This is a genomic window from Polynucleobacter ibericus (assembly GCF_018687955.1).
Taxonomy (GTDB): domain Bacteria; phylum Pseudomonadota; class Gammaproteobacteria; order Burkholderiales; family Burkholderiaceae; genus Polynucleobacter; species Polynucleobacter ibericus.
This window is the reverse complement of record NZ_CP061309.1, coordinates 536,792-562,741: the sequence shown is the minus strand read 5'-3', so window position 1 is coordinate 562,741 and position 25,950 is coordinate 536,792. Positions and strand designations below refer to the sequence as shown.

The 25,950-nt window shown below is 45.7% G+C and carries 30 protein-coding genes; 10 read left to right on the top strand and 20 right to left on the bottom strand.

Annotation, left to right across the window (positions count from 1 at the left end):
• Nucleotides 1-68: 68 nt before the first annotated feature.
• Complete coding sequence (locus AOC20_RS02985; protein ID WP_215361342.1) at nt 69-971, bottom strand: DMT family transporter; 903 nt, start codon at nt 969-971, stop codon at nt 69-71.
• 147 nt (nt 972-1,118) lie between these two features.
• Between AOC20_RS02985 and AOC20_RS02980 the strand changes: the two genes are divergently transcribed.
• The 4 genes from AOC20_RS02980 (at nt 1,119) to AOC20_RS02965 (ending at nt 3,528) form a co-directional block, all read left to right on the top strand.
• Nucleotides 1,119-2,264 (top strand): alpha-hydroxy acid oxidase, encoded by a 1,146-nt coding sequence (locus tag AOC20_RS02980; RefSeq protein ID WP_215361341.1) that lies wholly within the window; start codon nt 1,119-1,121, stop codon nt 2,262-2,264.
• Entirely contained in the window at nt 2,265-3,065 is an 801-nt protein-coding gene (locus tag AOC20_RS02975; RefSeq protein WP_215362124.1) for a bestrophin-like domain, read from the top strand. It begins immediately after the preceding gene.
• A 23-nt stretch (nt 3,066-3,088) separates the two neighbouring features.
• Nucleotides 3,089-3,280, top strand: coding sequence for a hypothetical protein (locus AOC20_RS02970; RefSeq protein ID WP_215361340.1), 192 nt, complete (start codon nt 3,089-3,091; stop codon nt 3,278-3,280).
• A 71-nt stretch (nt 3,281-3,351) separates the two neighbouring features.
• Nucleotides 3,352-3,528, top strand: a complete 177-nt coding sequence (locus AOC20_RS02965; RefSeq protein WP_161484699.1) for a hypothetical protein — start codon at nt 3,352-3,354, stop codon at nt 3,526-3,528.
• A 52-nt stretch (nt 3,529-3,580) separates the two neighbouring features.
• Here AOC20_RS02965 and AOC20_RS02960 read toward each other — a convergent pair whose 3' ends face one another.
• Both AOC20_RS02960 and AOC20_RS02955 read right to left on the bottom strand, forming a co-directional pair.
• On the bottom strand, nt 3,581-4,681 hold the full coding sequence (locus AOC20_RS02960) for an alkene reductase (protein WP_215361339.1): 1,101 nt from the start codon (nt 4,679-4,681) through the stop codon (nt 3,581-3,583).
• A gap of 84 nt (nt 4,682-4,765) precedes the next feature.
• A complete protein-coding gene (locus tag AOC20_RS02955) occupies nt 4,766-5,671 on the bottom strand; it encodes a hydrogen peroxide-inducible genes activator (RefSeq protein ID WP_215361338.1) in 906 nt (301 codons plus the stop codon).
• A 199-nt stretch (nt 5,672-5,870) separates the two neighbouring features.
• On the opposite strand from AOC20_RS02955, the gene AOC20_RS02950 reads away from it, so the two are divergent.
• Together AOC20_RS02950 and AOC20_RS02945 are read left to right on the top strand one after the other, a co-directional pair.
• Nucleotides 5,871-6,038 carry a rubredoxin gene (locus AOC20_RS02950; protein ID WP_215361336.1) on the top strand — a complete coding sequence of 56 codons (168 nt, stop codon included), beginning with the start codon at nt 5,871-5,873 and terminating at the stop codon, nt 6,036-6,038.
• Between the two features lie 50 nt (nt 6,039-6,088).
• A complete protein-coding gene (locus AOC20_RS02945) occupies nt 6,089-7,258 on the top strand; it encodes an NAD(P)/FAD-dependent oxidoreductase (protein WP_215361334.1) in 1,170 nt (389 codons plus the stop codon).
• A gap of 59 nt (nt 7,259-7,317) precedes the next feature.
• Here the strand turns inward: AOC20_RS02945 and AOC20_RS02940 are convergent, their stop codons facing one another.
• The 4 genes from AOC20_RS02940 to AOC20_RS02925 all read right to left on the bottom strand — a co-directional run bounded on the left by AOC20_RS02940 (nt 7,318) and on the right by AOC20_RS02925 (nt 9,989).
• Entirely contained in the window at nt 7,318-7,911 is a 594-nt protein-coding gene (locus tag AOC20_RS02940) for a urate hydroxylase PuuD (protein WP_215361329.1), read from the bottom strand.
• Between the two features lie 29 nt (nt 7,912-7,940).
• Nucleotides 7,941-8,519, bottom strand: a complete 579-nt coding sequence (sodB, locus tag AOC20_RS02935) for a superoxide dismutase (RefSeq protein ID WP_215361327.1) — start codon at nt 8,517-8,519, stop codon at nt 7,941-7,943.
• Between the two features lie 137 nt (nt 8,520-8,656).
• Nucleotides 8,657-9,433, bottom strand: coding sequence for a 3-hydroxybutyrate dehydrogenase (locus AOC20_RS02930; RefSeq protein ID WP_215361324.1), 777 nt, complete (start codon nt 9,431-9,433; stop codon nt 8,657-8,659).
• A 52-nt stretch (nt 9,434-9,485) separates the two neighbouring features.
• Complete coding sequence (locus tag AOC20_RS02925) at nt 9,486-9,989, bottom strand: YqaA family protein (RefSeq protein ID WP_215361321.1); 504 nt, start codon at nt 9,987-9,989, stop codon at nt 9,486-9,488.
• A 159-nt stretch (nt 9,990-10,148) separates the two neighbouring features.
• On the opposite strand from AOC20_RS02925, the gene AOC20_RS02920 reads away from it, so the two are divergent.
• Both AOC20_RS02920 and AOC20_RS02915 read left to right on the top strand, forming a co-directional pair.
• Entirely contained in the window at nt 10,149-11,318 is a 1,170-nt protein-coding gene (locus tag AOC20_RS02920) for an acyl-CoA dehydrogenase family protein (RefSeq protein ID WP_215361319.1), read from the top strand.
• A 12-nt stretch (nt 11,319-11,330) separates the two neighbouring features.
• Nucleotides 11,331-12,515 carry a CaiB/BaiF CoA transferase family protein gene (locus AOC20_RS02915; protein ID WP_215361317.1) on the top strand — a complete coding sequence of 395 codons (1,185 nt, stop codon included), beginning with the start codon at nt 11,331-11,333 and terminating at the stop codon, nt 12,513-12,515.
• Here AOC20_RS02915 and cls read toward each other — a convergent pair.
• The 3 genes from cls to AOC20_RS02900 are packed head-to-tail and all read right to left on the bottom strand — an operon-like array spanning nt 12,512 to nt 14,936.
• The gene (gene cls / locus AOC20_RS02910) at nt 12,512-13,987 is read right to left on the bottom strand and encodes a cardiolipin synthase (protein WP_215361315.1); all 1,476 of its coding nucleotides are present in this window, start codon (nt 13,985-13,987) and stop codon (nt 12,512-12,514) included. The two genes, AOC20_RS02915 and cls, sit on opposite strands and share 4 nt — an antisense overlap.
• Nucleotides 13,984-14,736 carry an endonuclease/exonuclease/phosphatase family protein gene (locus AOC20_RS02905; RefSeq protein ID WP_215361311.1) on the bottom strand — a complete coding sequence of 251 codons (753 nt, stop codon included), beginning with the start codon at nt 14,734-14,736 and terminating at the stop codon, nt 13,984-13,986. Before AOC20_RS02905 ends, cls begins: the two co-directional genes overlap by 4 nt.
• Nucleotides 14,736-14,936, bottom strand: coding sequence for a (2Fe-2S)-binding protein (locus tag AOC20_RS02900; RefSeq protein WP_068321724.1), 201 nt, complete (start codon nt 14,934-14,936; stop codon nt 14,736-14,738). The genes AOC20_RS02905 and AOC20_RS02900 overlap by 1 nt, the downstream gene beginning before the upstream one ends.
• A 66-nt stretch (nt 14,937-15,002) precedes the next feature.
• On the opposite strand from AOC20_RS02900, the gene AOC20_RS02895 reads away from it, so the two are divergent.
• Together AOC20_RS02895 and AOC20_RS02890 are read left to right on the top strand one after the other, a co-directional pair.
• Nucleotides 15,003-15,698, top strand: a complete 696-nt coding sequence (locus tag AOC20_RS02895) for an ABC transporter permease (RefSeq protein WP_215361309.1) — start codon at nt 15,003-15,005, stop codon at nt 15,696-15,698.
• The gene (locus tag AOC20_RS02890; RefSeq protein WP_215361307.1) at nt 15,691-16,398 is read left to right on the top strand and encodes an ATP-binding cassette domain-containing protein; all 708 of its coding nucleotides are present in this window, start codon (nt 15,691-15,693) and stop codon (nt 16,396-16,398) included. The genes AOC20_RS02895 and AOC20_RS02890 overlap by 8 nt, the downstream gene beginning before the upstream one ends.
• Here AOC20_RS02890 and AOC20_RS02885 read toward each other — a convergent pair whose 3' ends face one another.
• The 10 genes from AOC20_RS02885 to AOC20_RS02840 all read right to left on the bottom strand — a co-directional run bounded on the left by AOC20_RS02885 (nt 16,399) and on the right by AOC20_RS02840 (nt 25,937).
• On the bottom strand, nt 16,399-16,686 hold the full coding sequence (locus AOC20_RS02885) for a hypothetical protein (RefSeq protein ID WP_215361305.1): 288 nt from the start codon (nt 16,684-16,686) through the stop codon (nt 16,399-16,401).
• A 3-nt stretch (nt 16,687-16,689) separates the two neighbouring features.
• The gene (locus AOC20_RS02880) at nt 16,690-17,751 is read right to left on the bottom strand and encodes a formate dehydrogenase subunit gamma (RefSeq protein WP_215361303.1); all 1,062 of its coding nucleotides are present in this window, start codon (nt 17,749-17,751) and stop codon (nt 16,690-16,692) included.
• Between the two features lie 47 nt (nt 17,752-17,798).
• Nucleotides 17,799-18,035, bottom strand: coding sequence for a hypothetical protein (locus AOC20_RS02875; RefSeq protein WP_215361300.1), 237 nt, complete (start codon nt 18,033-18,035; stop codon nt 17,799-17,801).
• Complete coding sequence (gene fdh3B / locus AOC20_RS02870) at nt 18,035-18,691, bottom strand: formate dehydrogenase FDH3 subunit beta (protein ID WP_215361299.1); 657 nt, start codon at nt 18,689-18,691, stop codon at nt 18,035-18,037. Before fdh3B ends, AOC20_RS02875 begins: the two co-directional genes overlap by 1 nt.
• A 27-nt stretch (nt 18,692-18,718) precedes the next feature.
• Complete coding sequence (locus AOC20_RS02865) at nt 18,719-21,697, bottom strand: formate dehydrogenase subunit alpha (protein ID WP_215361298.1); 2,979 nt, start codon at nt 21,695-21,697, stop codon at nt 18,719-18,721.
• Nucleotides 21,698-21,752: 55 nt separating this feature from the next.
• Nucleotides 21,753-21,974, bottom strand: a complete 222-nt coding sequence (locus AOC20_RS02860) for a twin-arginine translocation signal domain-containing protein (protein WP_215361297.1) — start codon at nt 21,972-21,974, stop codon at nt 21,753-21,755.
• Between the two features lie 115 nt (nt 21,975-22,089).
• Nucleotides 22,090-22,740 carry a TorD/DmsD family molecular chaperone gene (locus AOC20_RS02855; RefSeq protein WP_215361296.1) on the bottom strand — a complete coding sequence of 217 codons (651 nt, stop codon included), beginning with the start codon at nt 22,738-22,740 and terminating at the stop codon, nt 22,090-22,092.
• Nucleotides 22,733-24,826, bottom strand: a complete 2,094-nt coding sequence (locus AOC20_RS02850; RefSeq protein ID WP_215361295.1) for a 4Fe-4S binding protein — start codon at nt 24,824-24,826, stop codon at nt 22,733-22,735. The genes AOC20_RS02855 and AOC20_RS02850 overlap by 8 nt, the downstream gene beginning before the upstream one ends.
• Nucleotides 24,827-24,837: 11 nt before the next feature.
• Nucleotides 24,838-25,404, bottom strand: coding sequence for a DUF3306 domain-containing protein (locus AOC20_RS02845; protein WP_215361293.1), 567 nt, complete (start codon nt 25,402-25,404; stop codon nt 24,838-24,840).
• On the bottom strand, nt 25,404-25,937 hold the full coding sequence (locus AOC20_RS02840; RefSeq protein WP_215361291.1) for a DUF3305 domain-containing protein: 534 nt from the start codon (nt 25,935-25,937) through the stop codon (nt 25,404-25,406). Before AOC20_RS02840 ends, AOC20_RS02845 begins: the two co-directional genes overlap by 1 nt.
• Nucleotides 25,938-25,950 lie beyond the last annotated feature (13 nt).

The following is a 25,950-nucleotide window of genomic DNA, read 5'->3' as shown; positions in this document are numbered from 1 at the left end:
TGGGGATTTAGGGTCAAAACATCACCTAGAGGGGTATTTTTGCCCGTTTCCCTGAATTTACTGACTTCTTACTTACTTTTTTTGGAGGAAATGGCGATGCCAGCTACGATTAATGCAAAGGCAAGGCCATGGAAAAGCTGGGGAGGCTCACCTAACATCGCAGCCGATAACAGTGCAGTAAACAAGGGGATGAAATTAGCAAAAAATGCAGCAACTGTAGGACCCGCTCCAGTAACACCCAAACCCCAACAACGATAGGCAACAAGGGATGGTCCAATAGCGACAAAAATAATTAAAGAGGTAGTCCACCAATTAAGGTCTATAAATGCATGGCCTGCAGCAATTTCAAAGCCATCAAAAAAACCGGTCCATAACAAACCGACCATAACTTGAGCCATCAGAAACTCTGCCCACGGCCACTGGCGCTCCGAACTCGAGCCAGGGCGAGTTAACATCCAGCTATAAACAGCCCACAAAATGGTGGCCAACATAATCAATAGATCGCCGATCACCATTTCCATTGACAAGAGCGCAGCTAAGTCCCCACGTGTCAATACGATGCTAACGCCAAGCAAACTGATAATCGCCCCAATCATTTGCAAGATATTTGGCTTGACTTGATAAAACACTGCGCCAATCAATAACATCCAAATTGGCATGCTTGCACCAATCAAGGTAACGTTAATAGCGGTAGAGGTTTGCAGTGCAAGATATAAGAGCACGTTATAGCTGCCAACCCCAAATAAACCCAAGAGTAGGAAACGTTTCTTGTTTTGCCACAAGGCACTTCCTGGCATAAAGACACGCCAACCTAAGGGAAGCAAAAGCAAGGCAGCTAATCCCCAACGGACTGCACTTAATGTGATCGGGGAGATGCTTCCTACCAATACACGTCCAGCAATGGCATTACCCGCCCATAAAGCAGTGGCCGTGAGTAGGTAGAAAATGGTGGCAAAATTCAGTTGGAGCATAGGGAGGTTGATGAGGGGGAACGGTTATTTAGCGTCCCCAAACAAGGGATACCCTAGCATTGTAGAAACAAATCCTCTGGTATTGCTAAGATAGAGCTTAATTTAAGCAATTGCTCTAACGAAAAGCATCAAATAGAAGGATTTATTGTGGCAATCATTACCAACATAGAAGACTTGCGGGTTCTCCATCAAAAGCGCACCCCTAAGATGTTCTACGACTACGCCGACTCCGGATCGTGGACCGAGTCAACCTACCGCGCCAATGAATCCGATTTTCAAAAAATTAAGCTACGTCAGCGTGTAGCGGTAAACATGACTAACCGCACCACCAAGACAACGATGGTCGGTCAAGAAGTTGCAATGCCAGTTGCCCTCGCTCCTACCGGCCTAACAGGAATGCAACATGCTGATGGTGAAATTTTGGCAGCAAAGGCTGCTGAAAAATTTGGTGTGCCATTCTGCTTATCCACCATGAGCATTTGCTCAATTGAAGATGTGGCGGAGCGCACCACAAAACCATTCTGGTTTCAACTGTATGTCATGAAAGATCGTGGCTTTATTGAGCGACTTATTGAACGTGCTAAAGCAGCTAAATGTTCTGCACTTGTACTCACCTTAGATTTACAAATCTTAGGGCAGCGTCATAAAGACTTAAAGAATGGTCTTTCTGCACCACCGAAGCTAACGATTGCCAATATGATCAATATGGCAACCAAGCCACGCTGGTGTTTGGGTATGGCAATGACCCCACGTAGAACTTTCCGTAATATTGTTGGTCATGCTACTGGGGTTGGCAACATGTCCTCCCTATCCTCTTGGACTGCCGAGCAATTTGATCCGGGTCTTAATTGGGGTGACGTAGAGTGGATTAAAAAACTCTGGGGCGGAAAACTCATCATCAAAGGCATCTTGGATGAGGAAGATGCACGCTTAGCAGCAAACTCTGGCGCAGATGCATTAATTGTTTCTAACCACGGCGGTCGTCAATTAGACGGCGCTATCTCTAGTATTCGGGCCTTACCTGGAATTGTGGATGCTGTTGGTAAAGATATTGAAGTATGGATGGATGGCGGTATTCGTTCAGGTCAAGATGTTCTTAAAGCATGGGCCTTGGGTGCACGCGGCACAATGATTGGCCGACCGTTCTTATATGGCTTGGGAGCCATGGGTGAGGCAGGCGTTACCAAGTGCCTAGAACTGATTCATAACGAGCTGGATATCACAATGGCATTTACAGGCCATCGCGACATTCAGAACGTGACTAAAGACATCTTATATCCAGGGACTTTTTAAATTATTCAGCTCTTAAACTACCCTCTTGCAGTTTTTGCCGTATCCCTTCTTGTACTCGCCTTTGCTGTATGGTTTGGGCATGCTGGACTGAGTCGCTACCGCACAAAAGATACAGAGACCTCTGTGGATCTCGGCATTATTCAGACAGCCACTCTAACTTTGCTGGCCTTGATTATCGGCTTCACCTTCTCAATGGCGATTGATCGCCATGATCAGAGGGAAATATTTGAGGAAGGGGAGGCAAATGCTATCGGTACCGAGTACTTGCGAGCAGATCTATTGCCATCCAACACTGCTGCTGCGACTAAGGAGCTACTGATTCAATACATAGATCAACGCATTTTGTTCTACTCGCAACAGAGTCCAGAAAAAATTCAAGAGATTCGTGACAAAACGGATCAGCTGCAAACTGCTCTTTGGAAGGAAATTCTTCCGACAGTTCGGACGCAAGCTACCCCTGCAATTGCGCTAGTAGCCTCTGGTATGAATGATGTTATTAATTCTCAGGGTTATGTGCAAGCAGCCTGGTGGAATCGAATTCCCTTCACAGCCTGGGTATTGATGGCGGCCATTGCTATTTGCGCTAACCTCCTAGTTGGATTTGGCGCCCGAAATTTCGAGAAAAATACTGGTCTCTTCATGATCTTCCCTTTTGTTATCTCTGTATCTTTTTTCTTGATTGCTGATATCGATAGTCCAAGGGGTGGGGTTATTCGTATTGAAGCTAGAAACCTAGTTGCACTGAAAAATAACTTAACTCAACAGATGGATGCAAGCGCACCATCTTTTAGCAAAAAATAAGATTCACAGTAAAGGCGATCTTGATGAAACGCGTAGTTGATGTCTTTAAAAACCGTGGCCGCGAGCTTGTCTGGACCTACGTCATCCACCTGCGGAATGATGAAGAATTTCATCCTGGACAGTTGGACTTTGAAGTTGAAGCCCTCAGACTGTCTCAAATAGATAAGCGGGGAACGGCAAATGAGCTCAGCGCTAAGGTGAGAATCATTAACTAAGAAATTAGCCCTAGTCAGAAAACCTTGTTTAATACAAGCAATATCAAAATCAAAGTTGGAGTGATGCATCAATGAAGCCACTATCTAAAAAAGCAAAAATGGCGGTTGGCTGGACAATCTTAATGACTGTGATTGGAACTGCAATGCTGCATCAATGGCAATTTTTTGCAATGGGTTGTGCATCTATTGCATTACTTCTAGTAGCCAATCACTACGACCTCTTAAAAGATCCCGAAGACAAAAAATAATCCCGCCTGGTTTAGAGGCGGGATTGATTCAGATTAATCAAAGACTAATTAGTTAAAGACTAGGATAGTCTGTATAGCCAGCCTCTTTGCCGCCATAAAAAGTAGCGCGGTTATAGGGATTAAGTGCAGCACCTTGCTTGAATCTTTCTGCTAAATCGGGATTAGAGATATAGAGGCGACCATAAGCGACTGCATCGGCCAACCCATCCTCTAAAACCTTCTCGCCCATTGCCTGGTCATAGCCACCCGCAGTGATGAACTTGCCTTGGTAAGCAGCGCGGAATATCTCTGATGTAATTGGAGCGCCTTCATTTACCTGATCGCCGCCGCCGGCGCTAGTAGCGCGAGGCTCAATCATATGGACATATGCCAAGTTATAAGTATTGAGTTTAGTAATTGCCGCTGTAAATAATGCCACCGGATCGCTATCACCTATATCGTTAAATGTGCCATATGGTGAGAGGCGCACCCCTATCTTATCGCTTGAAAATACTGTGCTTACAGCTTCAATGACTTGGCCCAATAAGCGCAAACGATTCTCAATCGAGCCCCCATATTCATCGCTACGTTGGTTGGTTTTATCTTGCAGGAACTGATCTAACAAGTAACCATTTGCTGAATGAATTTCAATGCCATCAAAGCCTGCAGTCTTTGCATTTTGCGCTGCTGCTTCAAACTCCTTCAGTAAGCGAGTAATATCTTCAAGGCTCATCGCAGTGGGAGTCTCATAGTTATGCAGCTTCCAATCTGCGCCATAGGTTTGACCAGTCGCAGCGATAGCTGACGGCGCCTCAGGAACACCCTGCTCTGGGTGCAAGGATGAGTGAGAGATACGACCCACATGCCATAACTGCGCAACAATCGAGCCGCTCTTTGCATGTACTGCTTCAACGATTTCTTTCCATGCAGCCGTTTGCTCAGGAGAATAAATTCCGGGTGTAGCTGGGTAACCTTTACCCAAAGGGGAAATTTGCGTAGCTTCGGTAATGATTAATCCAGCACTCGCACGTTGCGCGTAATACACTTTTGCCAATGGGCTCGGTACATCGCCATCAACTGCACGCATTCTGGTGAGCGGTGCCATCACTAAACGATTTTTTAATTGAATGGATCCGAGACTTACCGGGGTGAACATGATTTCTTTGCCTGACATTTGCTGCCTTCTTAGTAAGTAATGCATTGGGATGTTGACTGTAACAAGAATTGCTTAATCTTGCTGTACGGTTAACGAACGTACTTAAGCTGCTCCAAACTGATCACGAATGCAATCGGCCAGCGCGTTAAATTCTTGAGTATGTGCCGTCGATTGACGTGCAACTAATGCGATGACTCGCTTAGGAGCTGGCGCAGCCAACTCCTTTGCCACTAATTCAGAGTTGCTTAATAAACTACTCTTGACTGCCATTCCAGGCAGCAAGGCAATACCAAGGCCAGACTCCACCATCTGCAGCAAGGTCAATAGGCTAGTGGCTTCCAGGCCCTCTGCCTTACGAATATCAGCACGCTTACAAGCCTGCAAGCTGTGCTCGCGCAAACAATGGCCTTCCTCTAATAATAAAAGTCGTTCGGCCATCTTTGCAGGTAGGGTTACCTCTTTACCTTTCAATGCAGGGTCACCTTCTCTGGCAACCAACCAAAAATGATCATCAAATAATTCTCGCACCATAAGGCCGTCGATATCATATGGCAGTGCAATCAACGCAAAATCTAATCTATGCTCACCCAATCTAGTCAGTAAATTTGCGGTGAGATCTTCTCTTAAAGTAACTTTGAGATCAGGAAAGCGCTTCCGAATTTCTGGCAAGACTGTAGGCAATAAAAATGGGGCGATGGTTGGTATGACGCCTAAACGAATTGTGGCAGTCATCGGCTTACCAGTGGCACCTGCATATTCCACCAAATCTTCAGATGCTGCCAAAATGAGTTTGGCACGCTCAAGTACCTCCAGTCCAATGGGAGTGATCGATACATTTTGACGGTCGCGCTCAACCAGGTGGATGCCTAAGGCATCCTCTAACTCCTTTAAGCCAGCGCTTAAGGTGGATTGCCCCACGAAACAAGCTTGGGCCGCTCTCGTGAAGTTGAGCTCTTTTGCCAAGGCTACGAAATACCCTAGCTGCCTTAAGGATGGTAAATAAGCCATATAGCCTCTACTATCGATTTATTAGATAAATACTATCATAATGATTGACTAGAGCGATAAATGCTATGTGTACAAATCAAATCACAAGAATGATGACTAAAAGCCTAAATGCAAGTAGAACTCGAAAAAGCAAAAGTTTTACAACTCAGTGAATATGGCAAATTAAATCTAAAATGAATCCACTATTTAAGGAATCGATATGAAAACTTGGCAATGTATCGTATGTGGCTATATTTACGATGAAGCAAAGGGAATACCTGAAGATGGTATTCCTGCTGGAACAGTCTGGGCTGATGTGCCTGATGACTGGGAATGCCCTGACTGCGGTGTTGCAAAAGCTGACTTTGAAATGGTTCAAGTAAGCTAAACACCAACACACTTTTACTTTATATTTTCGCCACCCTGGAGAGTCCAGCTTTGGATCAAACTACACCTCAATCCCAATCAGCAATCGTCATCATTGGTAGCGGATTGGCTGGCTATACCGTTATCCGTGAAATCCGTAAATTGGATAAAGCGGTTTCCATTACCTTGATAACGCGGGAGCCAGGTTATTTTTATTCCAAGCCAATGCTCTCTACCGCTCTGGCGAGCAAGAAAGACGCGGCGCAATTAATCTCTACGCCAGCAGATGGTATGGTCACCCAATTGGAAATGACTGTCTTAGCTGAGACTGATGTCAGCTCAATTGATACTGGTAAACAAACCATTCATACTAATAAAGGTATCCTCCCTTACGGGAAGCTTGTGTTAGCCCTAGGTGCCGATCAAATTCGCTTACCTCTGCAAGGTAACGCTGCTAACGAAGTCATCACAGTCAATGATCTGGAAGACTACGATCGCTTTCGTAATGCCATCACTGGTAAAAAGAAGGTGGCTATTTTAGGTGCCGGTCTGATTGGATGTGAATTTGCCAACGATCTTGTATTGGGTGGTTATGAAGTAGATGTGATTGACCTCGCTCCACAAGCCTTAGGTCGACTTTTACCAGAAGCCGCGGCTCTAGAACTTCAAGAAAAATTAAGTGCAGCCGGAGTACGTTGGCACCTTTCCACAACCGTTCAAACAATTGATCGGCAGGGAGACTCTCTGCAAGTGACATTAGCGAATGGCAAGATCATTGCTTGCGATGTCTTTTTATCAGCTGTTGGCCTCAAGCCTAGAGTTGACCTAGCCAAAGCGGCTGGGATCAATATCGGAGTGGGCATTCAAGTAAATCGTGAGCTAGAAACCAATATTAAGAATATCTTTGCCATTGGAGATTGTGCTGAAGTTGAAGGTTTAGTTTTGCCTTATGTGATGCCTATCATGCAAGCTGCAAGAGCATTAGCTCCAACCCTAATAGGCCAAACGACTGCACTCACCTACCCCGCAATGCCAGTGATGGTCAAAACCCCTGCCTTAGCAACCATAGTTTCACCACCAGCCAAGGGATCTGAAGGCAAGTGGGTAACAACGCCAGTCGATGGTGGTCTTGAAGCACGTTTTGAGTCGGTAGATGGGAAGTTATTGGGCTTTGCGCTGATGGGAACAGCCACAGCACAACGTGGTGCCTTAACTAAAGAGCTCCCAGCCATTCTGGCTTAATAAAATTCGCAAAACAAAAAGGCCCGCATTGCGGGCCTTTTTTGTAAGCAGCTAGTTTCTTAGGAAACAATCACAAACCAAGTAGTGTTGTGTGACTGTGCAACCATCAAGAACAACATTGGGATAGATAACACTGTATTCAAACGAGATGTCAGCATTGCAACACGTGCAGATTTAGCTTTGACATCAGCCTCAACAGCAACGATACCAAGAGCACGTTTTTGATTTGGCCAAATGATGAACCAAACGTTGAAAGCCATTATCAAGGCAATCCACATTCCCAAGCCAATAGCGCGGAATGGAGGTTGAAGAGTGAAAGCTTGGTGTGCGTAGCCATTCAAAACCGCCAGGATCAATCCAGTTAAGACGGTAAGCAGCGCTGCATAACGGAACCAAAATAATGCAGTTGGCGCAATCACTTTACCAATCGCCGGCTTTTGCTCGTCAGGAATCTTTGGCATTGAAGGAATTTGCACGAAGTTGAAATACCAAAGCAAACCGATCCACATCACACCAAACATCACGTGCAACCAACGGAAGATAAATGGCAGCTCAGCAGAACTGAAGTTGCCACCCAAAGCAAAAATAATCAATACCAGGAGGACAAAGCCAGCTAAAACAGTGCGCCCCAAAGAGGTCAAGATAGAAGTCATGTGATATCCCTAAATAACCAGAAAATTAATTAAGCAAAATTTTGACTAACGAAATCCCAATTAACCAAGTTCCAGAAATTTTCCAAATACTTTGGACGAGCATTACGAGTATCAATATAGTAAGCGTGCTCCCAAACATCACAAGTCAACAATGCTTTAGCATCAGTGGTGAGAGGAGTCGCAGCATTACTAGTGGAGACTAAATCAAGAGTACCATCTGCTTTTTTAACCAACCAGGCCCAACCTGAACCAAAAGTTCCTACAGCGCACTTTGTAAACTCTTCCTTGAACTTATCAAATGATCCCCACTTAGCATTAATAGCATCCGCCAAAGGACCAGTAGGTGCGCCACCGCCATTTGGCTTCATGCCAAACCAATAAAAGGTGTGATTCCATACTTGTGCGGCGTTATTAAAAACACCACCGGAAGATTTCTGAATAATCTCTTCAAGTGAAGCATTTTCAAACTCAGTGCCTTTAATTAAATTATTCAAGTTAGTGACATAAGTCTGATGATGCTTGCCATAGTGATACTCCAAAGTCTCCTTAGAGATGTAAGGAGCCAAAGCATCGAGTCCGTATGGCAACTGAGGTAGGGTATGTTCCATTTGTATTCCTTTTAATTACATTAAGCAAAATAGGGTTTATTTTGCGATAACTATAGACTATTTTGGCTTTTTTGTTTGTTCATACAAAAAAGCCAGCAAGGGGGACTTGCCGGCTTTAGTTTGGGAGCGGTGATGGCCTATTGAGCAGTCCAACCACCATCCATATTCCAGGCAACACCGCGCACTTCAGACGCATCTGGGCCGCAGAGGAATACTGCCAACGCAGCTAACTGCTCTGGGCTCACAAACTCGCCTGAAGGCTGCTTCTCAGAAACTAGAGCAGTCTTAGCAGCTTCATTAGAAATACCTTCGCGTTCTGCACGTGCATCCACTTGCTTTTGAACAAGTGGAGTTAAAACCCAGCCTGGACAAATCGCGTTGCATGTAATACCTGTGCGTGCATTTTCCAAGGCAGTCACTTTTGTCAATCCAATGATGCCATGCTTCGCTGCTACGTAGGCAGCCTTCTGGGTAGAGGCAACCAAACCATGTACTGAAGCGATATTGATAATGCGACCCCAGTTACGTTTTTTCATGCCAGGCAATGCATGGTGCGTGGTGTGAAATGCTGAACTCAAGTTAATAGCAATAATGGCATCCCATTTGTCCGTCGGAAACTCTTCAATATTTGCGGTGTACTGAATACCCGCGTTATTCACAAGAATATCCAATGACCCAAAGCGCTTCTCTGTTTGTTGAATGAGATCTTCAATTTCGGCAGGCTTACTCATGTCTGCACCGTGATAATCAACCTCTACGCCACAGGCTTTAATTTGCGCAATGGCCCCATCTTTCTCGCCAAAACCATTAACCATAATATTGACGCCCTGCTTTGCCAATGCAATGGCCATACCTAAACCAATACCACTAGTGGAGCCAGTGACCAGCGCGGTCTTACCTTTTAAAAATGACATACAAATACTCTCCGGTGAGAAGCAATAAAAACATAGGATACAACGAGTAAGCTCAGATTAAATGAAGCCAGTGACCCAATTGGTGCCAGAAACTATCTGGCACTAAAGTCAGTAACCAGGTAAGCGTTACGAAGCGGAATAACTTACCAATAAACATATAAATAAGGCATGGCTGCCAAGGCAACTTTAACCACCCGGCTGCCAAGCAGAGTGGATCACCCACCCCTGGGAGCCAAGAAAGCAAGAGCAACTTAGGACCCCAACCCTCCAGCCAACGTTTAAGCCGACCATTTTTTGGCTCATCCATCGCCTTAAAACTATTACGCGCAATTACTCCTAGCCACCAGTCGACCATGCCCCCCATGGTGTTACCAACAGTAGCAACCAAGACTGCTAGCCAAAATAAATGGGGATTAAGGGTGATATAGCCAAATAGAATGGGTTCAGAGCCGGCAGGTATTAATGTCGCTGAAATAAAGGCGCTGATAAATACCGCTGGCAGTCCGACTGACGGCATGCCAAACCAACTGAAAAAATGATCGAACATATGCTCCATCAAGCAATAGCCTCTAATGCGCCGACATGGGAGCAAAATTCTTTCAGTCTCATTCGCCTATTTTGCCTTGTTTTGAGCATCCTCCATGAATTTCAAATCTTGCTTAAACTAGTGCCTAAATCCGCAAATAAACCATAAAACCTATAAATTGAGACTTTCATGAATCATCCCATTCCTAAGCCCGACCAGTATCAAGAAATGCGTGAAGCGTTACGCGATCTTTGTGGCTCTTTTGACTCCGCTTATTGGCAGAAGATTGATCATGAACGCGGCTATCCAGAGGCCTTTGTGGATGCTATGACCAAGGCAGGCTGGCTGGCAGCCCTCATTCCAGAAGAATATGGTGGTTCTGGTTTAGGCTTAGCTGAGGCTTCAGTGATTATGGAAGAGATTAACTTTTCGGGTGGTAACTCTGGCTCTTGCCATGGGCAGATGTACAACATGGGCACATTACTGCGTCATGGCTCAGAAGCTCAGAAGCAAATGTATCTCCCAAAAATTGCAAGTGGTGAACTACGTCTTCAAAGCATGGCTGTTACTGAACCTACTACTGGAACCGATACAACCAAACTCAAAACTACAGCAGTAAAAAAAGGTGACAAGTATGTAGTTAATGGTCAAAAAGTATGGATCTCCCGTATTCAGCATTCTGACCTCATGATCTTACTAGCGCGCACGACCCCGCTTAGCGAAGTACAACGCAAGTCTGAAGGGATGTCGATTTTTATCGTCAATCTTGCCGATGCCATTGGTAAGGGCATGGAAGTACGGCCAATCGCCAATATGGTCAATCATGAAACTAATGAAGTATTTTTTGACAACCTAGAAATCCCCGCAGAGAATCTTATCGGCGTTGAAGGTCAAGGCTTTAAATACATTTTGGATGGTCTAAATGCAGAGCGTGTCCTCATCGCAGCAGAATGTATTGGTGACGCCTACTGGTTTATTGATCGTGCGCGCCGTTATGCAAACGATCGCGTCGTTTTTGATCGTCCAATTGGTAAGAATCAAGGTATTCAGTTTCCCATTGCGGACAGCTACATTGAAACTGAGGCAGCTAACCTCATGCGCTTTAAGGCTTGCGAGCTATTTGATAATCATCAACCCTGCGGTCCTGAAGCCAATATGGCCAAGTACCTAGCTGCTAAGGCATCCTGGGAGGCTGCAAATGTCTGCTTACAAACTCATGGTGGCTTCGGCTTTGCGAATGAATATGATGTAGAGCGTAAATTCAGAGAAACTCGCCTCTATCAAGTCGCACCCATTTCAACTAACTTGATTTACTCCTACATCGCTGAACACGTTCTGGGTCTACCAAGATCCTTCTAAGGGGCCAGTGATATGAGCGTTCGCCCGTTAGATGGCATTACCGTTGTTTCTTTAGAGCATGCTATTGCGGCACCTTTCTGCACACGTCAATTAGCAGATTTAGGTGCTAGAGTAATTAAAGTTGAACGCCCTGGTGGTGGTGACTTTGCCAGAGGATATGATACCCAGGTTGAGGGACTCTGCTCTCACTTTGTGTGGGTAAATCGCTCAAAAGAAAGTTTGACCTTAGATCTCAAGCAGCCCGCCGCAATTGCAACACTAAAGACTTTGTTAAAGACCGCTGATGTCTTGGTACAGAATCTCGCACCAGGTGCTGCTGCTCGTATGGGCTTAACAGCAGAGGTTTTACAAAAAGAGAACCCAAAACTGATTTTGTGCGATATATCCGGATACGGTAATAATGGTCCTTATCGCGATAAAAAAGCCTACGACCTACTTATCCAAAGTGAAGCGGGCTTCTTGTCAATCACGGGAACCCCTGAAACACCTAGTAAAGCTGGCAACTCCATAGCCGACATTGCTGCAGGCATGTATGCCTATACCAATATCTTGGCGGCTCTATTACAAAGAGGAAAAACAGGCAAAGGCTCTGTCATTGACATTTCCATGCTCGAATCCCTAGGCGAGTGGATGAATTTTCCAATGTATTACGCCTATAAAGGCGCCGAGCCACCCCCAAGAAATGGCGCATCGCATGCAACCATCTATCCATACGGCCCATTCAAAGCGGGTGATGGAAAAACTGTCATGTTGGGCCTGCAAAACGAACGTGAATGGGTGCAATTTTGCGAGACTGTATTGGAGAATTCTGCACTTGCAAAGGATGAGCGGTTTGATCGCAACTTTAAGCGTAATGAGAAGCGAGCTGAACTATTGCAAATTATTGATGCCTGCTTTAGCAAGCTCACCGCAGAGCAATTAATTGCTCGGCTTGAAAAAGCACAAATTGCCAATGCCCATCTCAATGATATGGAAGGTCTTTGGAAACATGAGCAGCTTAAAGCGCGCAATCGCTGGACCGAAGTAGACACCCCTAATGGGGCTATTGCTGCGCTATTGCCGCCAGGCCTAAACGACAGTTACGAATATCGCATGGACCCCATTCCAGCGGTTGGCGAGCACACAGACTCCATCCTAAAAGAATTGGGAGTTGCAGAGTCTGATATCGCGAGTATGCGGGCTAGCGGAGCAATCTAAAGTAGTGGCGATGTAAGGTGTGCAGCGTTCTCTAGATAACGTCGCCATGTGGGTCGCTTTGCCCAGACCTTAGGATCCACATAATCTGATTGCGCCAGATAAGACTCAATTAACTTTTCTAGCTTGTTACAGAAGTCAACGTTATAAACGATTAGGCTGATTTCAAAATTGAGTCGCAAGCTGCGTTGATCAAAGTTCACTGATCCAAAAATAGCAATGCGTTTATCAATCAATAAACTCTTTGTGTGCAATAGGCCGCCATGGAACTCAGCAATTGTTACGCCGGAGTTCATAAGGTCTTCATAAAAGCTTTTGCTACTCCACGCAACCAAGGTTGAATCGTTCAACTTAGGGACTATGAGGGTCACCTTAACACCCCTGGCAGCAGCAGCCATCAGGGCTTGAATCAAACCATCATCAGGGCCAAAGTAAGGTGTGGTGATAGTCAACTCCTCCCGAGCATCCATGATTGCCGAAAGCAAAACCTGATACAGGATATCGTCGCGATAAACCGGTCCAGAGGAGAACTCTTGTGCTAACGCGCCACCCTCATGAGGAGATGCAGGTGGTTCGCGATCTCTAAAATTGGTAATACTAGGGTCATCCACACTCCAGTCAAACGCAAAAGTTAATTCGAATTGTGCAGCTACTGGACCTTCAATACGAACCATGGCGTCAACCCATTCACCTACTCCGGAATCTTGCTTAAAGGTCCGAGGATCGACCAAATTCATACTACCGGTCCAGACAACTGCACCATCAATCACAAATATTTTTCGGTGAAGGCGCAGATCTGCGCGGCGGAACTGAAAACGACCAATCTGAATCGGCAATGCCTCTGTCACTCTGATGCCTGCATTACGAAAACGTGCAGGCCATTGCGATTTAAACCAACCCTTACTTCCCAAGGAATCGAGCAAAACTTGGCATGCAACACCCCGTTTAGAGGCCGCAATTAGGGCTTCACAGACTCGATCGGCATCACCACCTAAAGCCCAAATATAGAACTCTAGGTGCAAGCTTTTTTTGGCTTGATTGATTTCATCGATAAAATTTTGCAGAATTTTGAGTGAATCCGTATGCAATTCAATCTTATTGCCAGCTACTACTGGTGAACCATTTTTGGACTCGGCTAACAGACTAAGGGCTCTCCCCTCAACAGGCAACTCTTGCCTATCAGCAACATACTGCTGGCGCATCATCTCGGTAATTTTTTCGAATTCGCGATTCATGCGCACTATCTTTCGAGTAAGCTTGCGCCCAACCGGTCTCTCGCCAATGAGAATGTACAAGGCAATACCCAGAAGAGGCAACAGAATCACGATTAAAAACCATGCGAATGCCACTCCAACCGGCCTTCTTACCGAAATCAAATGGATACCAAATAAGAATACGATAGTGACATGCGTAATCGGAACCCATATCAACGAGAATCCAAAAAGGGATCCGAAAATAAATGACAATATATTCATACAAGTTCCAGTTCAGCAGTAATGCCTAGATGATCAGATAGCTTTAACCATTCATGCAAAATTTCTGCAGAATGAATTTTTAATCCACGCACATAAATTCTATCCATAGGCAGTAGCGGCTTTACGCTTGGAAAGGTTTTAGCCGGTGAACCTGTCAGCACTTCAAATACCTCATCAAAGCCAGCTGCCTTCATGGGGGCACTCACACGATTGCGCCAATCATTAAAGTCACCCGCTACGATCGTGGGGCCATTTTGCGTCAGGTCTTGGATATGGCCAATAATAGCTTCTAGCTGACGCTCCCTGCCCCGCTCAAACAGCGCTAAGTGCACACAAAAACAATGGATAGGAGTATCGATGCCATCCAACCTAGTGATGCTATGTAGTAGGCCACGACTCTCAAAACGATATGCGGATATATCGTAGTTATTTCCTTTTTGCTGCGGATGTTTGGAGAGAATCGCATTACCATGATGACCATCGCGATACTCGACATTCTTTCCGTAATGCCAGTCGTGCCAAAAATCCTCGGAGAGAAAGTGCGTTAACTCCATGAGTGGCCATTGACCAAAACGCCTGACTCTACCTCGATGCTCTTGCTGCAACTCTTGCAAGAAAAGTAAATCAGGGTGATGGCTGCGCATTTTTTGGCGTAACTGATAAATAGTGGAGTGTCGATGTAAAGGCGAAAGACCTTTATGCACATTCATGCTCAATACAGTAAAACGGGTAGTTTTATCAGCACTCATTAAAACTGCCCTGCTGCACGCTGTCGTCGAACACGTGCCAAGTAAATTTCACCTTCAACCAATTCTTGACACTGCATGCATTTATTGCAAATAGAAGCCTGCTCCCGCAACTCATCAATCGAGTCTATCGGGTGAGCATCTAAATATTCACGTAAATCCACGTCGAGGACCTCATTGCAGAGGCAAACCACTTCAGCCATAGGTCAAAAATAGGGGAATTAATATCATTACAGTCATTTTGCCATTGCCTTGATAGAATCTAGCGCATGTTGAAAGCTTTTCAGGATGCCTTATCCCTTCTTACCCACCTTGATGCTGGGGTCCTAGGGATCGTCTTGGTTTCGCTTCAAGTCAGCCTGACCGCCCTACTGATTGGCACGCTTGTGGGGCTTCCTATTGGCGCCCTCCTTGCAACCGAGCAATTTACTGGCAAAAAAACGATTATCGTGACCCTCAATACCTTGATGGGTGTTCCCACAGTCATTGTCGGTGTCGTGGTCTACCTCATGCTGTCTCGTACAGGCCCTCTCGGCATGTGGGGCTGGCTATTTACAGTCAAGGGCATGATTGTGGCTCAAGTATTGCTCACAACGCCCCTGATCGCCGCTCTCAGCCGACAAATACTGGAGGACTCCTGGAAAATACACCGCGATTCATTTCTAAGTCTGAGATTGCCTCCTTTATCCCGCTTCAAGTGGCTCATTTGGGATTGCCGCTTCTCCCTTACTATTGCGATCCTTGCCGGCTTGGCTAGAGCAATATCCGAAGTTGGGGCTGTCATGATTGTGGGTGGCAATATTGATCGCTCCACAAGAACAATGACAACCGCAATTGCCCTAGAGACTAGCAAAGGAGATCTTCCGTTGGCCCTTGCCTTAGGAATCGTCTTGCTTGGCATTGTTTTACTAGCAAATTTATTTACCTTTGCAGTTCGCCAAATTGCGGAGCGTCGCTATGGTTAATTTATCGCCCAGTTTTGAAAAGTTCATTGAGCTCAAGGACATCATCGTTAAGAGTAATGGCAGAACTATTCTCAATATCCCGCACGCTGTTATTCCTAGCGACAGGATTACTGCCTGTATTGGACCGAATGGTGCTGGGAAGACGACTTTTCTAAAATTGCTAGATGGATTGATTAAGCCAGACAGCGGCACTGTGAGCTACTCATTCCAAACAAAGACTGCATTAGTTCTGCATCACACGCCAATGATTAAAGCCTCTGCTGCTGCCAATATTGGAATGGTTCGAGACATCGACTCCGGCATTACAGAAAACGATATTAAAAAGGTGATGGAAGAAGTCGGTCTAGGAAAGCTAGGCAATAGCCCTGCTCATAAATTGTCTGCTGGTGAAAGACAAAAACTATGTTTAGGCAGAGCTATTCTCCAAAAGCCGAATTTGGTTTTACTAGATGAACCAACCGCTAATCTCGACCCTAATACTACCGAGCAAGTAGAGAATCTCATCCGTCAATTTGATCGGCAAGGGGCGGATGTTATTTTCTCTTCTCATCAGCTAGCTCAAGTACAAAGACTGGCTGAGCACATCATCTTTATCGACCAAGGCGAGATAAAAGAAAAAGGACCCGCAGGTCCTTTCTTCTCCAATCCTCAAACAGCAGCTGCTAAACGCTATTTACACCAAGAATTACTCGCCGAGTAATTACTTAGCAGCAGGTGCCGCTGCTGGGGCTGCGGCAACCGCTCCAGGCGGCACAAATGGTGGTGGCGCAGTACAAGCACCTGGCGCCGGTGTTCCTGGCACCCTAAATTGATCTGCCACTTTGTTTTGTGACAAACATAACTTATAGGCACCCACTCTATCGCCATAAGCAGCTTTAGCTTTAGTTAACGCTGCGGCTTCAGCCTGCTCAGGAGTTAATGGTGGGAGCGCAGCAAGCACTGAAGATCCAGCAAATGCACAAAATGTAAAAGCAATGATTTTCTTCATGGCTTAACCCTTTTTATTAAGATCGTCGTACCAAAGCTCATGGTGCTCTTTAGCCCAAGTAGCATCAACGTAACCAGTTTTCATACCATCGATTGAACCTTGCATACCGATAGTACCGATATAGATGTGTCCCATCGCAAGTGCACTCATCAAGATCGCAGCGCTGCTATGAATAATGTTCGCAATCTGCATCGTGCCACGTGTGTATTCAATAGTCATGAATGGCACGATCATATCGAGCACAAAACCTGAGGCTGAAATGAGAAGACCCAAGAAAGTCATGCCGAACCAGAACCAGAATTTTTCACCGAAGTTGAAGAAACCTGCTGGTATGTGCTTACCATTCAAAATTCCACCGAAGTTTACTATCCAATTCCAATCGCCTTTGCCCGGGAGATTCTTATGAGCAAAGAGCAAGAAGAAAACAACGATACAAATAGTAAATAGTGGACCAGTGAAGTTATGAATATTTTTACAAACGTCTAGGAATGCGCCATAAGCCACACCGCCCATGATCGGCATTGCAAAATACTTGCCGTACAGAATCAATAGGCCTGTAAATGCCAAGGCTAAGAAGCTAAATGCCATTAACCAATGGACCAAACGATCGAAAGCACTGAAGCGCTTGATCTTGACGCCTGACATTGGTTCATGCAGCTTGATTGAACCTTTAATCGTATACATTGCAACTACACCAAAAAATGCCAGTGCTAGCAACCAACCTCCATATACAGTGATGACGCCGTTACGAATCACGCGCCACTGTTGACCAGAGCGCTGAATCAAAACACTAGCCTCTTTGTCTGGAATACTGACGTAGTTGTAAGGATCGCTATTAGCAGAGGTAAAAATGGAAGGGTTCGCTGGCTGAGACTGCGCTTGGGTTCCATTAGCCAACGCATTCGGATTTACCGGCACCGATGAGGGCGGAATATCTACTCCGCTAGGAGATGGTAGCGGCGCCATTGGTGCGCGCTCTGCAAAACTCATCCCGCTTGCCAAAGTTAGCGACAAACCTGCGGTCACCACTAAAGCGCGTAGAACTTTTGAAAATGATCGTTTCATACACATGTCCTTAAACGTTTTCGTTTTATTTATTGTTATTTAGTTGATCACTTAACGCGACTGTATTCGTTTTGACCTTGGGTGCGCTTGTCAATAGACTCTGTCCAACTAGCCTGATTGCCTGGCGTCCAATTCTTAGTCATAAAGCCATTATTAGCACCCATGTAAGGAGCTACGTCTGGACGTTTAGCAGCCTTAGCAGCAATTTCTGGCGGTTCAGAACAAGCAGCCAACAACGTTGCTGCTGCAAAACATAAACCGAGAGTTTTGAAATTAACTTTCATTATTTAGCTCCTGGAATTTTTGCAGCAGGTGTTGGTGTTGGCGCTGGCGTATCTGGGCCACCGTAGGCAGTAGTCCAACCAAACGCTTTAGATCCTGCGTACTTGCCATTCTTCTCACGAATAGCAACACGATTATTGAAGATGCCAGAAATAATGTCGCTGTCGCCACCGATCAATGCCTTGGTAGAACACATCTCAGCACAGAGTGGCAACTTACCTTCTGCCAAGCGATTGCGTCCATACTTCTCAAACTCTGCAACACTGCCGTTCTCTTCTGGGCCGCCACTACAGAATGTGCACTTATCCATCTTGCTGCGGGTACCGAAGGCGCCCTTGCTCAAGAATTGTGGTGCACCAAATGGGCAAGCAAAAGAGCAGTAACCGCAACCGATACAAATATCTTTATCGTGCAGCACAACACCTTCATCAGTACGGTAGAAACAATCTACCGGACAAACTGCCATACAAGGAGCATCGCTACAGTGCATACAAGCCACTGAGATAGATTTTTCTTGTCCGATGATGCCGTCATTTACGGTAACAACACGACGACGATTAACACCCCAAGGTACTTCGTTATCGTTCTTACAAGCAGTGACACAACCGTTGCACTCAATGCATCGTTCTGTGTCGCAAATAAATTTCATTCTTGCCATTGTGTTCTCCTGACTTTATTTTTTGACTTAGGCAAATTTTTCGATTTGGCACATAGTGGTTTTGGTCTCTTGCATCATCGTCACCTGGTCGTAACCATAGGTAGTTGCAGTGTTGACCGCCTCACCCAATACAACAGGCGCAGCACCTTCCGGATAGAACTTGCGCAAGTCATTACCTTGCCACCATCCAGCGAAGTGGAACGGTATGAAAGCAGTTCCCTGGTCAACACGCTGCGTTACTAAGGCGCGCACTTTGATTCTTGCTCCAGTTGGAGACTTCACCCAAACGTAATCCCAATTCTTAATACCGCGATCAGCTGCAGCTTTAGGATTGATCTCCACAAAGTTTTCTTGCTGAAGTTCAGCCAACCATGGGTTCGAACGAGTCTCATCACCACCGCCCTCGTACTCAACCAAACGACCAGAGGTCAGAATGATTGGGAACTTCTCATATAACTTCTCATTCAAGTTTTGATCTTGAACAGTCTTATAGAGTGTTGGCAAGCGCCAGAAATTCTTCTTATCTGCAGAAGTCGGATACTTGCGCATCATTGGCGCATTGGTACTGTAGAGCGCTTCACGGTGAATTGGAACTGGATCTGGGAAGTTCCAAACCACTGCACGCGCTTTAGCGTTACCAAATGGATGGCAGCCGTTTTTCATGACTACTCGCTGTATACCGCCAGACAAGTCAGTCTTCCAGTTCTTACCTTCAGCAAGCTTCTTCTCATCTTCAGTTAACTGATCCCACCAACCTAACTTCTTCACCAATACGTGATCAAACTCTGGGTAACCAGTTGTAATAGCTGAGCCCTTTGAATAAGAACCATCGGCAGCTAACAAACTCACACCTTCACGCTCAACACCGAAGTTGGCGCGGAAGTTACCGCCACCTTCCATCACACTCTTACTGGTGTCATAAAGATTTGGTGAGCCTGGGTGTTTGATCGCAGCAGTTCCGTAGCAAGGCCAAGGCAAACCATAGTAATCACCTGTAGTGTCGTAGCCAGTAACTGGATCTACACCGCCACGAGACTTCAGAGTCTTAGGATCGAATGTTGCAACCATTCTCATATGGGCCTTGAGGCGCTCAGGAGTCTGGCCTGTGTAACCAATAGTCCAAACGGAACGATTGATCTCACGCAAGATATCTTCGATTTGCGGCTCTTTCCATTGCTTACCGGCAAATTTGGAATTGAGAATTTTATAGTTCTTAGACAACTCTTGACCAAAGCCAAGGCGATCAGCAAAAGCTTGCATGATCACGTGGTCAGGTACTGACTCAAACAATGGATCGATAACCTTCTCGCGCCACTGTAAAGAACGATTGGATGCTGTCGCAGTTCCGCAAGTTTCAAACTGTGTCGTCGCTGGTAATAAGTACACATTACGGTTTTTATTAACAACATCACCTTCGGCTGCAGGCATTGCTGCCATTGCTGCAGTAGCACTTGGGTATGGATCAACAACTACCAACAAATCCAACTTATTCATCGCGCGCTTCATATCCAAGCCGCGAGTTTGTGAGTTAGGCGCATGACCCCAGAAGAACAAGCCCTTCACGTTTGTCTGCTGATCGATCATGTCGTTCTTCTCAAGAACAGCATCAACCCAACGAGAAACGGTAGTACCAGATTTCTCCATCATGTCCGGTGCATAGCGACCCTTGATCCATTCGTAGTCAACACCCCAAACGGTTGCGTAGTGTTTCCATGAACCAGCAGCCAAGCCATAGTAGCCAGGCAATGAGTCTGGGTTAGGACCTACGTCAGTTGCACCTTGAACGTTATCGTGACCGCGGAAAATATTGGTACCGCCACCAGATTTACCAACGTTACCTAATGCCAACTGCAAGATGCAAGATGCGCGAACCATGGAGTTACCAATGGTGTGCTGTGTTTGACCCATACACCAAACAACAGTGCTTGGACGGTTCTTAGCCATGGTCTCTGCAGCTTTGTACATTTGCGCTTCCGGAACGCCACAAGCCTCTTCAACAGCCGCAGGAGTCCACTTCTCCATAACCTCTTTACGAATTTCTTCCATGCCGTAAACGCGGTCATTGATGTACTTCTTATCTTCCCAGCCATTTTTAAAGATGTGATACAGAAGTCCGAACAAGAATGGGATATCTGTACCAGAGCGAATGCGGATGTATTGATCTGACTTTGCTGCTGTACGGGTGTAACGAGGATCAACCACGATCACTTTGCAGCCATTCTCCTTAGCGTGCAACAAGCTCAACATAGAAACTGGGTGAGCCTCAGCTGCATTGGAGCCAATGTACAACGCAGCCTTCGAGTTCATCATGTCGTTGTAGCTGTTAGTCATCGCACCATAGCCCCAGGTGTTTGCAACACCAGCAACTGTTGTGGAGTGACAAATACGAGCCTGATGGTCTGTATTGTTTGTGCCAAAGAAAGAGACCCACTTACGGAGTAAGTAGGCCTGTTCGTTGTTGTGCTTAGAAGATCCAATAAAGAACATTGCATCTGGAGAATATTTCTCACGGATGCTCTTCATCTGCGCTGTAATTTCAGTGAGTGCTTGATCCCAAGAAATACGCTGATACTTTCCGTCAACCAACTTCATTGGGTAACGTAAACGATAGTCGCCGTGACCGTGCTCACGCAATGAAGCGCCTTTTGCACAATACGCACCCATATTGATTGGTGAATCAAATACAGAGTCCTGACGAACCCACACACCATTCTCAACAGTAGCGTCTGTGGCGCAGCCTACTGAACAGTGAGTACAAATGGTTCGCTTAACTTCAATCTTGCCCTTGCCATCCAGCATTGCTTTGCTAGGTTCAGCAACCGCTTTTTGTACCATGGTCAATTGGCTAGCAGCGATACCGGCTCCAACTCCAACGCCTGAACGCTTTAAGAAAGTTCGACGGTCCATTGTTGGAACTGCTGCCTTCAAGCCACGAGATAGGCTACCTATCAGATGAGATGAAGAGCGGCTGCTTTGTGGGGTATTTGATTTACGAGTCAGACTCATATGGTGTCCCTGAGAAAGTTTTTTTATTTATTGAATAACCAACAAGATCTAATGCTTACAGCTTTGTAGTTTCGTAATACTTACGCATGTGCGCAGTAATTTGCTGCCCATCATGATTTGGCTTAACTGTGCTGCCAATTTCTTGAATAACCGCTTTACCAATCGAAGTTTGTGACGCAACCGCAACAGCACCGACTGCGGCACCTGCGCCTACAAAAAACTTGCGACGGGACGGCTTGTTTTCTTCGCTTAAAGCAACTTTGGATTTAGTGCTCATGGCATGCTCCTATGTAATTTTTCTTGATTTCGCTCAAGTGTAATTGGTAATTGCATTTTTGACATATTTGATTCACAAAGGAGTGCTAGGACTTTCCCTTTGATGCAGCGCAACATCAAATCATGTCAAAGCCTTGTCCCTCGATATCCAGGAATTCCCTCGTTAGAGCGGCAACTGGGTGGTACAAATGCATCTCTGGGATACCTTCTATTGCATCGCACAATTCGTCGTACCAAGGACGAATATGCTCATTGAAAAAAACCCTTTGATTAGTAAGGTTTGAAATTTCAACATCATCCCCGGCAATGAGGTAGCGCATCACCTCGCAAAGCGCTGAGATATGGTCTTCCGTTTCAGTAATCTCTTCAGCGGCTTCGAGCCCGAACTCTTGCAAAGCCCTGCGAATATTGACCAAAGGCTTTTCATTGAGATGGCCCGCCATATAGAAAGAACCATTGAGCACTACGTTAGGTTTACCGATGCTGATGAAATTCAAATCAAACTCATCATGCCAAGCCTTAGCGGGGTTATTTTTGGCAACCTCCACCACATCCATCCAGACTTTTGCCAAAGGGGCCTCGTCAGCGGCGTCATGTTGCTCAGCCGTAGCCGCAATTTGATCTAAGAGTTCCTGGTCTGGCGGCAACTGAAACAAGCGCGAAATCAGGCCATATAAATCTGCTCTTGCCAAATCCTCTGGCAAACCAACATCCCCTACCTCTGCCGTCAAATTTTCTTTAGCCGCTTCTTTTGCTGATTCACTCATGTTCTTTTTTCACCATATCTACTACTCGACAATCACCACACATCTTTAACCGATCCATTGCTGCGCCAGCAAAAGCGCCGTGCGCACCCAATTTCGTCAACATCAGATCAACCATTTTGAGTGTTCCAAAAGCCTTGCCGCAACTGATGCAATGAAAAGCTTGGGTTTCATTCAGCGTCACTCGTTGCTTACGCTGCTCTACTGTCTGCAAACGTGGGGCAAGAGTTAACGCATGCTCTGGACATGTTTGTGCACAAATTCCACATTGAACGCACTGTTTCTCAATAAAGGAAAGTATGGGCTCATCGGGGTTATCTAAAAGCGCGCCCTCAGGACAGCTGCTCACACAAGACATGCACAAGGTGCAAGCATCTTTGTTGATCGTCAGTCCGCCCAATAATGAGGACTTAGGCAGCGCCACACCTGCTTCTGGCAAAGGTGTTTTGGCTTGCTTTTGCAAATGCTCTAAAACCGCTTCCAATGTTTCACGCTTTTGATTGGACAGGCCAATCGTGGCAGGAGTGCAAATTGAATTCAGTGAACCACGTTGACGCAATGCTCCCATTGCTTTCGATACCGTTAATAAGTCATCAGTAGAGCTTGCCAATATCAACTGAATACGTTCGTCAAATCCATATGCCTTCAGAATGCTATTTGCTAACTCTGCCTGCTCTTCGAGAGTTGCGCGGTATGCAGGATCTTCATCACCGCTTAACAACAAAATAACTTCTGCAAAACCATACGAGATGGCGCCAAGCCATAAGTCCAAACCAGTTGAAGCAATATGCTCAATACCATAAGGAATGACAAACGCAGGAAGGCCTTCAAACTGTTTTGGCAGGATATGCGCTGATCTACCCAAGCCATCAATCATTTGCGTGCCAGCTTTTAAAGAGTGCAGCAGCAAACTAGGAGCCATTGCCTGGTTGAGCTTTTTAGCCTCAGCTGTAAATACATTCGCTACTGTTTTTAATTCTTTACCCTGGTGAGCAACACTCGGATAGTTGTAGCTCATTGCACCCGAAGGACAGGAGGTAGCACAAGCTCCACAACCCATGCACAGATTTGGATTAACTTCTACAGAACCTTGACCATTTTTAAATATGGATCCAATAGCGCCGGTTGAGCAAACATCAATACATGCACTACAACCTACTTTGCCATTACGACCATGCGCACAAATCTTTTCGTTATAGGTAAAGTATTTGGGCTTCTCAAACTCACCTACCATCTCAGTCAATTGATTGACTGCCAATGCATGATCAAGGGGATTGTTACCAGGAGAGAAATAGCCTTGGGGTGTTTGGCTCATGCGCATTTTTGGATCAACACGTAAATCCAAAATCAGATCAAACTCAGAATTACGCTTGCGCTCTTTTCGATCAAAAGAAATTGCACCAATACTTGCGCAGGCGGTTACACAAGCGCGATGGGATTTGCACTTATCTAAGTCAATCTGGAAAGAGAGATCAATGGCGCCTTCGGGACAAACCTCAACGCAAGCGCCGCAGCGTGTACACATCTCAGGATCAATCGGATTTTGTAAATCCCAATCAACTGAAAATTTACCAAGATAACCATCTAACTTAGTCACATCACCGGTATAGATAGGATAGCTTCTATTTAACGGCAAATCACCAGCCTCAGTACATAACACGGAGACATCTAAGGAGCTGGCTAATTTCTCGGCCCATGGAATGGCTTGAGAGCCAGCGCCAATAATGAGTAATCTACCCTGGCTTTCATAATTCACCACTGGAACAGGTTCTGCTTCTGGCATATCAGCTAAAGCTAGGAGCGCTGCAATCTTAGGGCTAGACGTTTTTGCTTCCTGAGTCCAACCAGCAACTTCACGAATATTGACGAAACGCAGTGGAGCAACTAAAGGCTTCTCTGCTTGATCGGCTAACTCACCAAAAAGTGCAGCCTCTTGGGTGCAGGCCACCACCACCGAATCCGAGCCATCCAAAGCTTTCAAAAATGATCCGACCTCTTGTCTACACAAAGCAGTGTGCATCGGCACGCCAAGTGCTTTTGCATCCAAGGGCATGGTGCTATTACAGTTGCAGACTAATTTTTGACTCATGCGCTATCTTCTTAGGTTTTTTTTGGTTCAGACTCAATTGATGGCTCATCGGAAACTTTATCCAATGGAGCGGAGGGTATTTGCTGTGAGGATGTTAAATCAATTTGCTTCTGTAACTCTAATGTATCAGTCTCCAGCTCAGGCTTAGACGCTTGAATTTCAGTTTCCTGAATATCTGAAGGTGCCTCTTCTGGAGTCTTTTTGAAAAGATTCAACATATCACTTTGAACCATTCTCTCGAGCATGCCAGGAGGCAAAGGGTCTGGTTTGCTGTAATCGTCAATATAGATATCCAAACCATCCATGATGTTGAAGTGCGGATCGGTAAACATTTTCTTTAAAGCCGCTTGCTGTACTGTTGGATCTACATCCGGCTTCATAAAAGCAGAGAAATCGGGGTCAAAGCGATCGATCTTCGCGACATCATCTAAGGTTGGCGGTGGCGGAGCCTCTTCTACAGCTTTCTCAATCGAGGGAGCTGGAGCAAGCTCCTTAGGTGTATCCACCTTCTTTTCTAAAGCATCAGCCTCCACTCCTGCTTTACGCCTAGACCAACGACCGAGAAATCCATCAGCCATTATTCCTCCGCAGTGCGTTGAGCACCCTTGAATGATGCTGGCTTATGGCGTTTTTTTGGCTCTGGATGGTATTTATCGTTGACATACTCTTGCAACCAAGACACATGCTGCTCGCTCATCGGCACCAAATCAACTGACTCGCCTCCATCTAGTAATCGTGCTGCTTCGTTATAGCTGACACAAATCCGATGTGGTACTGCAAATGATGATTCAGATTTTGCCAAAGTAATTGATTCTTCATCTACGTAGCGCTCGATATCCTCTTCTAATCGCCACATCACAAACCAACTCGGAGCAGTAGCAGAAACATTCAGGTAGTAGCCCTCAGCTTCATCAGGAAAAAGGTCTAACTCATACCCCGTGAATAACCAAGATTCGCCATCATCATCTCGTCCAAGGAACTGACCAGAGATGGAGTTACGTTGATTGCTATTAAATTCCCCAAAATCAGGCAACACTTCCTGAGGGACCCAACGGTATGAAACCCATGGGTTATCCATATTTTGCTTACGCATTAGTACAGCAAAGCGCATAAATATTCAGGGC